This is a genomic window from Geminicoccus sp., from assembly GCF_035556675.1.
Lineage (GTDB): Bacteria > Pseudomonadota > Alphaproteobacteria > Geminicoccales > Geminicoccaceae > Geminicoccus.
The window spans coordinates 1-12,044 of record NZ_DATMFZ010000070.1 but is presented as its reverse complement, the minus strand read 5'-3'; the positions used below and the strand labels follow the sequence as shown (position 1 = coordinate 12,044).

Sequence of the window (12,044 nt, the reverse complement as noted above, 5' to 3'; positions counted from 1 at the left end):
GGGAGTCAATGTCACGGATCCGGATCCTGAAGTCAAGATCCGGACCGAATTGTACAATACTATGACAGGATACTAATCATCCGTTTTTTCGGTTCTTCTCGCGCTCGATGGCTTCCTGGATCACCACCTTGGCTTCGTCCACGTCGCCCCAGCCCAGCACCTTGACCCACTTGTTCGGCTCGAGGTCTTTGTAGTGCTCGAAGAAATGCTGGATCCGCTTGATGTCGATTTCCGGAATATCCAGGTAGTTCTGTACCTTGCTGTTGATCAGCGTGATCTTGTCGTCCGGCACCGCCAGAATCTTCTCGTCCATCCCGGCCTCGTCCTCCATCTTCAGCACGCCGATCGGGCGTGCGCGCAGGATGGCCCCGGGCATCACCGCCATTCGCCCGATCACCATGCAGTCCAGGGGATCGCCGTCCTCAGACAGGGTGTTGGGGATGAAGCCGTAATTGCAGGGGTAGAACATTGTCGTGTACAGGTAGCGGTCGACGAAGATCGCGCCGCTCTTCTTGTCGTACTCGTACTTGATCGGGTCGGAGCGCAGCGGCACCTCGATCAGGACGTTGATCTCGTGCGGCGGGTTCTTGCCCGGGGGGATGCGCTCGATATCCATTGAATTGCCTCGGTTCTTCGGCGTGAGGGTGAAGTAGCGATCACGGCCAGGCGGCGGAAGGCGGCAGCGACATGAGCACCGCCTCGGGGTTGCCGCCGGTCTTCAGCCCGAACTGGGTGCCGCGATCGTAAACCAGATTGAACTCGACGTATCGGCCGCGCTTGACGGCCTGCAACTGCTTGTCGGCCTCGGTCCAGGGCGTGTGCATCCGCCGGCGCACGATCCGCGGATAGACGTCCAGGAATGCCTCGCCCACCGACTTGGTGAATGCGAAATCGCGCTCGAAATCGTCCTCCAGATAGTCGTAGAAGATGCCGCCCTCCCCGCGCGCCTCGCCGCGGTGCGGGATGAAGAAATAGTCGTCGGCCCAGGCCTTGTAGCGGGCGTAGCGCTCCGGGTCGAACGGGTCGCAGGCATCCTGCAGCGCCAGGTGGAAGTCGGCGGTGTCCTCGGTGATCGGGATGATCGAGTTCAGGTCGGCACCCCCGCCGAACCAGCGCCGCGTCGTCACGATGTGCCGCGTGTTCATGTGCGCGGGCGGGACGTGCGGGTTGACCATGTGCGCCACCAGCGAGATCCCCGACGCCCAGAAGCTCGGATCCTCGGCGGCACCCGGGATCGCCTTGGCAAACTCCGGCGCGAACTTGCCGTGCACGGTCGAGACGTTGACCCCGACCTTCTCGAACACCCGGCCATGCATCAGCGCCATGATCCCGCCGCCGCCGCCCTCGCGCTGCCAGGGCCGCCGCTCGAAGCGCATCGGCGCCTCGTCCGGTGCGTATTCGTCCTCGATCGCCTCGAAGGCCTGGCAGATCCGGTCGCGCAGCGCCTCGAACCAGGTGCTCGCGCGGTTGCAGCGCTCGTCGTCGTCCCTCACCTCGTCCGTCCCCGTCCTGGGTCCACTTCCGGCACCTGCCGCTCCCGCTCGATCCCGTCGAAGAGGCCGGTCGCCTGCGCCGCATGGGCGACGACCATGGCGGCCGCCACGACCAGGTTCAAGGAACGGGCCTCCGGGCGGATCGGGATCCGCACGCGGGCTTCGGCCTGTGCATGGATTTCCGGCGGGACGCCAGCGCTCTCGCTGCCGAGCAGGAGGATGTCGGTCCTCCGGAACGCGAAGCGGTCGTAGCGGCATTCCGCATGCGTGCTCAACAGGACCATCCGACGCGGCGTTCCCTGCGGGCCGTCCGCCAGTGACGTCCGAAACGAGGTCCAATCCTGATGGCGGCGGAGCGCTGCCAGGTCGAGATAGTCCATGCCGGCGCGCCGCATCCGCTGGTCGTCCAGCGGAAAGCCGCAGGGTTCGATGATGTGCAGGCCGATGCCCAAGCATGCCGCGAGCCTGGCCGCGGCGCCGACATTGCCCGCCTGGTCCGGGCAGTACATGGCGATCTCGATACCGGTTTGTTGCCGCTGCACGTCCGAGCTTTCCTGGAGTGATTCGTGCCTGACGAAATTTGCGAGCACCTTCATGGACTTGTGCGACCGATCGTCGCTTGTCGGGGCGCTGCACCCTCCGTATCTTCCGCCCCGCTTTCCTACATGCCCCCATGGAGAGGCGCATTCACATGGCCGAAACGACGGTTCGACACGGCGAGAGCGGCGGCGCCACCCGGCGCGACGTGCTCGACGTGGTCACGTGGTCGGCGGTTGCCATCGGCGCCGGTACGATGGTCTGGCCGCTCATCAGCAGCATGAACCCTTCGGCCGACGTCCTCGCGTTGTCGTCCACCGAGGTGGACGTGTCCCAGGTTCCCGAAGGGGCTGGCATCACCGTGATGTGGCGCGGCCGTCCGACCTTCGTGCGCCACCGCACGCCCGCGGAGATCGAGGAAGCGGTCAACACGCCGCTTTCGGCGCTGAAGGACCCGCAGACCGATGCCGAGCGAGTCCATCCGGGCAAGGAGGCCTATCTGATCGTCGGCGGCAACTGCACCCATCTGGGCTGCGTGCCGCTCGGCAACAAGACGACCGACGACCGCGGCGAATTCGGCGGCTGGTTCTGTCCGTGCCATGGCTCGCACTACGATACGTCGGGCCGCATCCGTAAGGGGCCGGCACCACTGAACCTGCCGGTGCCGGAATACGTATTCACCACCGACACCGTGGTCCGGATCGGCTGATCCGACCTGATCGACATGAACGCGGTCGCGCCCTGCCCAGAACGGGCGCCGGACCGGGAGCAAAGGGACTAAAATGGCCGCGGGCTCCGGAAAAGTCGTCTTCAAGAGCGGAGTCCTCCGCTGGATCGACGACAGGCTGCCAGTCGTCAGCGCGCTCTATAACGATGCCGTCGTCTACCAGACGCCCAGGAACCTGAACTACTGGTGGAACTTCGGGTCGCTGGCCGGCATCATGCTGACCCTGCAGATCATCACCGGCATCGTGCTGGTGATGCAGTACACGCCGCACACCGAGATGGCGTTCGACAGCGTCGAGCGGATCATGCGCGACGTGAACTATGGCTGGCTCCTGCGCTACGCGCATGCCAACGGCGCCTCGATGTTCTTCATCGTGGTCTACATCCACATGTTCCGCGGGCTCTATTACGGCTCCTACAAGGCGCCGCGCGAGCTCCTGTGGATGCTGGGCGTCGTGATCCTGCTCCTGATGATGGCCACCGCCTTCATGGGCTACGTCCTGCCCTGGGGCCAGATGAGCTTCTGGGGTGCGCAGGTCATCACCTCGCTGTTCTCGGCCTTCCCGCTGGTGGGTGACCCGATCGTCACCTGGCTGTGGGGCGGGTTCGCGGTCGACAACCCGACGCTCAACCGCTTCTTCTCGCTGCACTATCTCCTGCCGTTCGTGCTGGTCGGCGTGGTGTTCCTGCACCTGATCGCGCTGCACACCCACGGCTCGAACAATCCGGTCGGCATCGACGTCAGCAAGAAGGACAAGATCCCCTTCCATCCGTACTACACGGTGAAGGATCTGCTGGGCCTGTCGGTGTTCCTGCTGTTCTTCGCCTACTTCGTGTTCTTCAACCCGAACATCCTGGGTCATCCGGACAACTACATCCCGGCCGACCCGCTGGTCACGCCCGCGCACATCGTGCCGGAATGGTACTTCTTGCCGTTCTACGCGATCCTGCGCTCGACCGTGTACGACAGCCTGTTCACCCCGCTCGTGGTGTTCAGCTATCTCGGCATTACCGAGAAGCTGATGGGCGTGATCGCGATGTTCGGCTCGATCGCGGTGCTGCTGGTCCTGCCCTGGCTGGACACCAGCCGGGTGCGCAGCGCCACGTTCCGGCCGATCTACAAGTGGCTGTTCTGGGTGCTCGTGATCGATACGGTGGTGCTGACCTGGGTAGGCGGTCAGGTGCCGACCGAGACGGTGGTGCTGATCGGCCAGATCGCGACGCTCTACTACTTCGTGCACTTCCTGGTGCTCATGCCGTTGCTCGGCAGGTTCGAGCGTCCGCGCCCTCTGCCGGACAGCATCGGCAGGCCGGTCCTGTCCCACGGCGCTGCTGCTCAGCCGGCGGAGTAAGTGATGCGTTTCCTGAAACTATCCGCCCTTCTGGTCGCCGCCGGCGTCGCCCTGTGGTCCGCAGGCTCACAGGCGGCCGAGGGTGCCGTCGAGCCCAAGCAGATCTCCTGGCCGCAGAACGGCTTCTTCGGCACCTTCGACCGAACTGCCCTGCAGCGCGGCTTCAAGGTTTACCAGGAAGTCTGCCACGGCTGTCACGCCGCCAAGTACCTGACCTTCCGTTCGCTGGCCGACCTCGGCTTCAACGAGGACGAGGTCAAGGCGCTGGCGGCCGCCTACACGGTGACCGACGGGCCGGACGAGAATGGCGAGATGTTCGAGCGGCCGGCCAGGCCGTCGGACACCATGCCCTCGCCGTTCCCCAACCCGCAGGCGGCCCGTGCCGCCAATGGCGGGGCCTATCCGCCCGACCTCTCCCTGATGACGAAGGCGCGCCATGACGGCGACAACTACGTCTTCTCCATCCTGACCGGGTACGAGGATCCGCCGGCGGGCGAGGAACTGGCGGCCGGCCAGTACTACAATCACTACTTCCCGGGTCACCGCATCGGCATGCCGCCGCCGCTGAACCCGGACCAGGTGACGTATGACGACGGCACCTCGGCCACCGTCGACCAGATGGCCAGCGACGTCACCCAGTTCCTGTCCTGGCTCGCCGAGCCCAAGATGGAGGAGCGCAAGCAGACCGGCATCAAGGTCATGCTGTTCCTGATCGTGCTTTCCGTGCTGCTCTATTTCTACAAGCGGAAGGTCTGGGCCGACGTCCACTGACGTCGCCCTATTCCGCCATCGAACCGACGGGGCCGCTTCATGCGGCCCCGTTGCATTTTGGGTCGTCCTGCTGCACCCGGTCCGCAGAAGGAGACGCACATGCAGGATCTTTGGCGCCGTTCCGCTCGCGCGATGGTGGCTGCCCTCGGTAGGGGCGAGCTTCGGCCGAGCGAGGCGATCGAGGCCGCGCTGGACCGGATCGCCCAGGTCGAGCCCAAGGTGAATGCGGTGCCGACGCTCTGCCGGGAGCGCGCCCTGGCTCATGCGGCGCGGCTGGAGCGCCTGGCACCGGCGCGGCGCGGCCCGCTGGCGGGCCTCCCGGTGCTGGTCAAGGACCTGGTGGACGTGGCGGGCGTGCGCACCACCTACGGCTCGCCGATCTGGCGCGACCACGTGCCGGAGACATCCGACTATCTGGTCGAGCGGATCGAGGCAGCCGGCGGGATCGTGCTGGGCAAGACCAACACGCCGGAGTTCGGCGCGGGTGCGGTCACCTTCAACGAGGTGTTCGGCGTCACCTCGAACCCCTGGGACACCGGCCGGACCTGCGGCGGCAGTTCGGGCGGCGCGGCTGTGGCGCTCGCCACCGGCGAGGCCTGGCTCGCCACCGGCTCCGATCTGGGCGGCTCCCTGCGCACGCCGGCCTCGTTCTGCGGCATCGTCGGCTTCCGCCCCTCGCCCGGCCGGGTGCCGGCCGGGCCGCAGCGTGATCCCTTCCAGACGCTGTCGGTGGAGGGGCCCATGGCGCGCGACGTGCGCGACCTGGCGCTGTTCCTCGACGTGATGGCCGGGCACGACCCGCGCGACCCGCTGTCCTGGCCATCCGAGCCCGACCAGCACCGCCGCGCGGTGGCAGAGGCGCGGCTGCCGGCACGGCTCGCCTTCTCGGCGGACCTGGGCGGGATCACCCCGGTGGACGAGGAGGTCGTTGCGGTCTGCCAGGCGGCGGTGGACCGGCTGCGCGCGGCCGGCGTCGCAGTGACCCTGGCCCAGCCGGACCTGACCCCGGCCACCGATACGTTCACCACCCTGCGTGCCGCCCTGTATGCCACCAACAGCGGCCCGCTGCTGCGCGACCACCGCGACCAGCTCAAGCCGGAAGTGGTCTGGAACATCGAGCAGGGTATGGCGCTGGATGCCGATGCGATCGGGGTGGCACAGCGGGCGCGTGGCGAGCTGCAGCGCCGGGCGGCGGCCTTCCTGGCCGAGCACGAGCTGCTGCTGACACCCACGGCGATCGTGCCGCCCTTCGCGCACGGCATCCGCTACCTGGCAGAGCTGAACGGCCACCGCTTCCCGAGCTATATCGACTGGGTGGCGATCGCCTATGCGGTCACGCTTACCGCCTGCCCGGCGCTGAGCATCCCCTGCGGGTTCACCCGAGCTGGCCTGCCGGTCGGCCTGCAGCTGGTGGGACGGCCGCGCGGCGAGGCCGGGCTTCTGCGCCATGCCGCTGCCATCGAGGACACGCTGGGCTTGGCCGGGGCGGTGCCGATCGATCCCAAGCCTCCCGCTTCCTGAGCACCGCTGCTAGACCTGTCCGCCAGAGGCAAGAAGATCCAGGGAGGCGGCATGGTCCGGTTCGGCTTGTTCGGCTGCGGGCGCATCGGGCGGATGCACGCCGACGCGATCGCGAGCCATCCGCGGGCACGGCTCGCCGCCGTGTTCGACGTGGTGCCGGCGGCCGCAGACGCGGTGGCGGCCAGGCACGGCTGCACCGTCGCGCGCGATGTCGACGAGCTGCTCGGAAACAACGAGGTGGACGCGGTGCTGATCGCGTCCTCCACCGATACCCATGTCGACCTGATCACCCGTGCCGCCCGGGCGGGCAAGGCGATCCTGTGCGAGAAGCCGATCGACCTGGACATCGCTCGGGTCGATGCCTGCTGGAAGGAGATCCAGCCGCTCTCGCCCATCGTGCAGATCGGCTTCAACCGGCGCTTCGACCCGTCCTTCCAGGCGGTCCGCACCGCGCTCACCGCTGGCGAGATCGGCCGGCTCGAGCTCCTGGTGATCACCTCGCGCGACCCGGGCCCGCCGCCTGCCGCCTATCTGAAGGTGTCGGGCGGCCTGTTCCGCGACATGATGATTCATGATTTCGACCTGGCGCGCTTCATGCTGGGCGAGGAACCGGTCGCGGTGTCGGCGATGGCCTCGGTCATGGTCGATCCGGAGATCGGCCGGCTGGGCGACATCGACACCGCCATGGTGACGCTCAAGGCCGCATCCGGGGCCCTCGTCCACATCAACTGCTCGCGCCGCGCGGTCTATGGCTACGATCAGCGCCTGGAGGCGTTCGGCGAGCAGGGGATGCTGCAGGTCGGCAACCGCCGCGCCACCACGCTGCGCCGCTGGGGCACGGCCACGACCGAGGCGCAGGATCCCCTGCTCGACTTCTTCATCGAGCGCTATGCCGAGGCCTATCGCGCCGAGCTGGATGCATTCATCGATGCGGTGACCGAGGGCCGGCCGGTCCCGGTCGGCTTCGAGGACGGCAGGCGTGCCCTGCTGCTTGCGGATGCTGCACTCGAAGCGTTGAACTCGGGCAGAACCATCGAGCTGAAAGGGAACTGAGCGGATGCAGCCGAACGGGCTCCGGCAGATCTGGGCAGAAGGCAAGGCCGCACTGAACGGCTGGCTGGCGATTCCCTCGTCCTTTTCCGCTGAGATCATGGCGCATCAGGGCTTCGACACCCTGACCGTCGACCTGCAGCACGGGGTGGCCGACTATCAGACGGCGATCACCATGCTTCAGGCGGTCGCCACCACCAAGACCACGCCATTGTGCCGGGTGCCGTGGAACGAGCCCGGCATCATCCAGCGCATGCTGGATGCCGGGGTGATGGGCGTGATCTGCCCGATGGTGAACAGCCGCGCGGAGGCGGAGGCCTTCCTGTCGGTGATGCGCTATCCGCCGCAGGGGACCCGCAGCTTCGGGCCGATCCGGGCCCTCTACGCGCATGGGCCCAGCTATCCGGCCAAGGCCAACGACGAGATCGTGGCGTTCGCCATGATCGAGACCCGGGAGGCGCTGGCCAATCTCGACGACATCCTGAGCGTGCCCGGCCTGGACGCGGTCTATGTCGGCCCGTCCGACCTCGCCGCCTCGCTGGGCTACCCGCCGCGCTTCGATCCCGAGGAGCCGGCGGTGGTGGATGCGATCAGGCACATCATCACGCGGGTCAAGGCGCACGGGCTGAAAGCCGGCATCCACAACGGCTCGGCCGCCTACGCCAAGAAGATGATCGCCGCCGGGTTCGACCTGGTGACGGTGGGCTCGGATGCCCGGTTCATGGTGGCCGAAGCGGCCAACGTCGCTGCCGCCATGAAGGACCGTCCCGCACCGGGTGGCAGCGGCGGGACCTACTGAGATGCCGCACGTCCTGGTGGTGGGCCGGGTGGTCGAGGCGGGGCTGGCGGTGCTGCGCGCAGCGCCGGGCGTCACCTTCGAGATGATCGAGGAGTCCGATCCTGCAGCGGTGCGTGCCCGGCTGCCGGAGACGAACGGCCTGCTGGTGCGGACCATGCCGATGCCGCCCGACCTCCTGGACGCGGCACCCGGCCTCCAGGTCGTCTCCCGGCACGGCGTCGGCTACGACAACCTGGACGTCGGCTATCTCACCGAGCGCCGCATCCCGCTGGCCATCGCCGCCACCGCCAACGCCGTCTCGGTCGCCGAGCATGCGTTCTGGATGATGCTGGAGCTGGCCAAGCGCGGCCGCGAGCACGACCGGACGCTGCGCGCCGGCGACTGGAACTGGCGCCACGGCAACCATGCGATCGAGCTGAACGGTAAGCGGCTGCTGCTGGTGGGCGGCGGGCGGATCGGCCGGGAGCTGGCGCAGCGAGCGCTGGCGTTCGCCATGGACGTCGCGGTGTTCGACCCGTTCGCGCCGGCCCCGCCCGGCTGCGGCAAGGCGGACGAGCTGGAGCCCGCGGTGGCCGAGGCCGACGTCGTCAGCCTGCATGTGCCGCGCACGCCGGCTACGGTGAACCTGTTCGATGCGCGGATGCTGGCGCGGATGAAGCCGGGTGCGATCCTGGTGAACACCGCGCGCGGCGGGATCGTCGACGAGCAGGCGCTGGTCCAGGCCCTGAAGGAGGGCCGGCTGCGCGGGGCCGGGCTGGACGTGTTCGACCACGAGCCGCCGGCCAAGGATCATCCGCTGTTCGGCCTGCCCAACGTCCTGGTCACCGCCCATGTCGCCGGGGTCACGCAGGAAGCGATGGTGCGGATGGCGGTGGAATCGGCAACCAATGTCGTGGCGGGGCTGGCGGGGCGGCTGGACCCGGCCGTGGTGGTCAACCGCGAGGTGCTGGCATGAAGCGGCTCAATGTCGGCCTGATCGGCAGTGGCTTCATGGGCCGCAGCCACGCTTTGGCCTGGCGGGCCGCGGCGGCGACCTTCCCCCTGCCGACCACGCCGCATCTGGCGCTGTTGGCCGATGTCGACGAGGCGACCGCCAACAGGGCCGCCCAGGGCTTCGGCTTTGCCCGCGCCACCGCCGACTGGCAGGCCCTGGTGGACGATCCCGAGGTCGACCTGGTCGACGTCACCACTCCGAACATCCTGCACGCGCCGATGTGCCGGGCGGTGATCCAGGCGAAGAAGCCGCTCTACTGCGAAAAGCCCCTGGCGCCGGACGCCGCCACCGCGTTCGCCCTGGCGAGGGAGGCGGAGACGGCGGGGGTGCCGACCTTCGTCGGCTTCAACTACCTGCGCAACCCGATGACCGAGCTGGCCCGCGACATCGTCCGGAGCGGCGAAATCGGCGAGGTCTGGAACTTCCGCGGCATCCATGCCGAGGACTACATGACCGACCCGGACAGCCCCTGGACCTGGCGGCTCGACCCCAAGGGCGGCGCGGGTGCCGTGGCCGATCTCGGCAGCCACATCGTGAGCCTCGCGCGCTACCTGGTCGGGCCGATCGAGACCCTGTCCGCCGACCTGGACACGGTGATCGCCGAGCGGCCGGCCCGCGAGGGCGGGCGCCGGGCGGTCGAGGTCGATGATCAGGCACGCGCACTGGTCCGCTTCGCCAATGGGGCGAAGGGCACGCTCGAGGCGTCCTGGATCGCGACCGGACGCAAGATGTACCAGGCGGTGGAGCTGACCGGCTCCAAGGGCGCGCTCGTGCTGAACATGGAGCGGATGAACGAGCTGAAGCTCTATGTCACGGGCCGCACCCCGGCGCTGGACGGCTGGGTCGAGATCCCGGCCACCCCGGCGCACAAGGACTATGCCGGGTTCATCCCGGCACCTGGCCACCAGCTGGGCTTCAACGACATCAAGACCATCGAGGTCGCGGAGATCGTGCGCAGCCTGTGCGGGCAGGGGCAGCGGCCCGTGCCGGACTTCCGCGAGGCTGCCGAGATCCAGGCAGTGATCGACGCCATGCTGATGTCGGCCAGGACCGGCACCTGGGTGTCGGTCGACGAGGTGGCCCGGGCGGCCGGCCGATGAGCCTGGCCCCGCCGCCCAAGGCGGGCAGCTATCGGACCATCTATGCCGACCCGCCCTGGACGTTCGGCACCTGGTCGGAACGGGGCAAGGGCCGCAGTGCCGAGGCGCATTACGACACGCTCGGCATCGACGGCATCGCCGCCCTGCCGGTGGCGGACTGGGCGGCGAAGGACGCCGTCCTCCTGATGTGGATCACCGACCCGCTCCTGCCGCGCGGCCTGGAGGTGATCCGCGCCTGGGGCTTCACCTACAAGACGGTGGGCTTCCACTGGACCAAGCAGAACCGCTCCGGAGACGGCTTCTTCACCGGCATGGGCTTTTGGACCCGCGCCAACCCCGAGCTCTGCCTGCTCGCCACCCGCGGCAAGCCCAAGCGCCGCTCGGGCGGGGTCAAGCGGCTGGTGGTGGCCCCCCGGCGCGAGCATTCGCGCAAGCCCGACGAGGTGCGCGACCGGATCGAAGCCTTATGCGACGGCCCCTATCTGGAGATGTTCGGCCGGGACAGCCGGCCGGGCTGGGATATCTGGGGCAACCAGGCGGGCCTGTTCGACCAGGGCCCGGTGCGCACCCGCCGCCGCCCGTCGCGCGAGCCGCCGCTGCCGGCGGGGGCGGAGGAACTGCCGGAGGTCTGAGCGGCACCCCGGTACGGCAGCCGCGACTTCGCCCATCCGGCCAGGGCGCGATCATGGCAGGCTCGTCCTGCCGTCTGCCGCCATCGACCGGAAGCAGCCTCATGGAGACCATCTCGCCATACCTGTTCAGCCGCCGCCATGCCGTGCGGGAGGAGCAGGCAAGGCACATGGCCCTGCTGATCCGCTTCCTGGACGCAGCCGTCCGGCGCGCGCGAATCGGCCTCGACGACCACGAGCGCTTCTACCGGCTGCCAGAATACGAGCTGTGCATGGGAGGAGCCTATGCGCTGGGCTTCGTCTGCCGGGACATCCCGCCGGACGATGTGCTTCTGAACCTGGTTACAGCGCGGCCGGAACTCCTGAACGACCTGTCGCTCTCCGAACTGCGCCGCTACCTGCACCTGCTGATGCGCGCCGAGCGATGGAACTCTCCCGGGGCAAGCCTGATACTGGCGGCCCTGAAGGCCGGTGCGCTGCAACTGCTGGCACGGCGGCTGGAATCCGATGTCCGTCTGCGGCAACCCTAGGTCGGTCGGACGCTCGCACGGCGCTGGCAGGTGACAGGCGAACGATCGGCCCTGCGGGTTGGCGGAGCCGGGCTTCGCTCCTAGCATCACATCCTTGCGGCTGGGCCGCGTGGCGCGGAGGCAGGGCATGGCCAGGATCGTCGATGCAGTCTCCCTCGACCGGGCGCTGGGCGAACTCGAGGTGGCACGCTCCTGGAGCCCCAGGGTCGTGTCGCGCCTGGAGGCCCTGATCACGGCCGGCGAGGACGGGGAGCTGTTCCGCGTCAACCCGCTCACCTTCGCCAAGGAACGCGGCGTCGCCACCGAGGAGGCGGTCGACCTGTTCCTGCACGCCACGGCGCTGGGCCTGTTCGAGATGGACTGGCTGCTGGTCTGCCCGCGCTGTGCCTGCGCGGTGAAGAGTTTTGCCCATCTGCGGGCACTCAAGAGCCGGTATCGCTGCCCGGAATGCCACCACGACTACGAGGCGGCGCTGGACGACTTCATCGCCGTGTACTTCAGCGTGTCGCCAAAGATCCGCACGATCCGCTACCACCGCCCGG

The 12,044-nt window shown here is 68.2% G+C and carries 14 protein-coding genes; 11 read left to right on the top strand and 3 right to left on the bottom strand.

What is annotated here, in order from left to right:
* Positions 1-76: 76 nt before the first annotated feature.
* From ppa to VNS22_RS05635, 3 genes are read right to left on the bottom strand one after another with little or no spacing between them, the layout of a single operon-like run.
* The gene (ppa, locus tag VNS22_RS05645; protein ID WP_325730462.1) at positions 77-616 is read right to left on the bottom strand and encodes an inorganic diphosphatase; all 540 of its coding nucleotides are present in this window, start codon (positions 614-616) and stop codon (positions 77-79) included.
* A 40-nt stretch (positions 617-656) separates the two neighbouring features.
* Entirely contained in the window at positions 657-1,493 is an 837-nt protein-coding gene (gene hemF / locus VNS22_RS05640; RefSeq protein ID WP_325730460.1) for an oxygen-dependent coproporphyrinogen oxidase, read from the bottom strand.
* A complete protein-coding gene (locus tag VNS22_RS05635) occupies positions 1,490-2,035 on the bottom strand; it encodes a tRNA (cytidine(34)-2'-O)-methyltransferase (RefSeq protein WP_325730458.1) in 546 nt (181 codons plus the stop codon). Before VNS22_RS05635 ends, hemF begins: the two co-directional genes overlap by 4 nt.
* Before the next feature lie 149 nt (positions 2,036-2,184).
* On the opposite strand from VNS22_RS05635, the gene petA reads away from it, so the two are divergent.
* The 11 genes from petA to VNS22_RS05580 all read left to right on the top strand — a co-directional run.
* Positions 2,185-2,739, top strand: coding sequence for a ubiquinol-cytochrome c reductase iron-sulfur subunit (petA, locus tag VNS22_RS05630; RefSeq protein WP_325730456.1), 555 nt, complete (start codon positions 2,185-2,187; stop codon positions 2,737-2,739).
* A 73-nt stretch (positions 2,740-2,812) separates the two neighbouring features.
* Complete coding sequence (locus VNS22_RS05625; RefSeq protein ID WP_325730454.1) at positions 2,813-4,108, top strand: cytochrome b/b6; 1,296 nt, start codon at positions 2,813-2,815, stop codon at positions 4,106-4,108.
* Positions 4,109-4,111: 3 nt separating this feature from the next.
* Complete coding sequence (locus VNS22_RS05620; RefSeq protein WP_325730452.1) at positions 4,112-4,879, top strand: cytochrome c1; 768 nt, start codon at positions 4,112-4,114, stop codon at positions 4,877-4,879.
* A gap of 99 nt (positions 4,880-4,978) precedes the next feature.
* Positions 4,979-6,400: an amidase gene (locus tag VNS22_RS05615; protein WP_325730450.1), complete on the top strand. Its 1,422-nt coding sequence runs from the start codon at positions 4,979-4,981 to the stop codon at positions 6,398-6,400.
* 51 nt (positions 6,401-6,451) lie between these two features.
* Positions 6,452-7,453: an inositol 2-dehydrogenase gene (gene iolG / locus VNS22_RS05610; protein WP_325730448.1), complete on the top strand. Its 1,002-nt coding sequence runs from the start codon at positions 6,452-6,454 to the stop codon at positions 7,451-7,453.
* 4 nt (positions 7,454-7,457) lie between these two features.
* The gene (locus VNS22_RS05605) at positions 7,458-8,249 is read left to right on the top strand and encodes an HpcH/HpaI aldolase family protein (RefSeq protein WP_325730446.1); all 792 of its coding nucleotides are present in this window, start codon (positions 7,458-7,460) and stop codon (positions 8,247-8,249) included.
* A 1-nt stretch (position 8,250) separates the two neighbouring features.
* Positions 8,251-9,204 carry a hydroxyacid dehydrogenase gene (locus VNS22_RS05600; RefSeq protein ID WP_325730444.1) on the top strand — a complete coding sequence of 318 codons (954 nt, stop codon included), beginning with the start codon at positions 8,251-8,253 and terminating at the stop codon, positions 9,202-9,204.
* Positions 9,201-10,343 (top strand): Gfo/Idh/MocA family oxidoreductase, encoded by a 1,143-nt coding sequence (locus tag VNS22_RS05595; RefSeq protein WP_325730442.1) that lies wholly within the window; start codon positions 9,201-9,203, stop codon positions 10,341-10,343. The genes VNS22_RS05600 and VNS22_RS05595 overlap by 4 nt, the downstream gene beginning before the upstream one ends.
* Positions 10,340-10,975, top strand: a complete 636-nt coding sequence (locus VNS22_RS05590; RefSeq protein WP_325730440.1) for an MT-A70 family methyltransferase — start codon at positions 10,340-10,342, stop codon at positions 10,973-10,975. The genes VNS22_RS05595 and VNS22_RS05590 overlap by 4 nt, the downstream gene beginning before the upstream one ends.
* A 167-nt stretch (positions 10,976-11,142) precedes the next feature.
* Entirely contained in the window at positions 11,143-11,502 is a 360-nt protein-coding gene (locus tag VNS22_RS05585) for a hypothetical protein (protein ID WP_325730438.1), read from the top strand.
* Positions 11,503-11,629: 127 nt separating this feature from the next.
* The coding region (locus VNS22_RS05580) for a DUF5939 domain-containing protein (RefSeq protein WP_325730437.1) at positions 11,630-12,044 on the top strand (415 nt) is incomplete at its 3' end.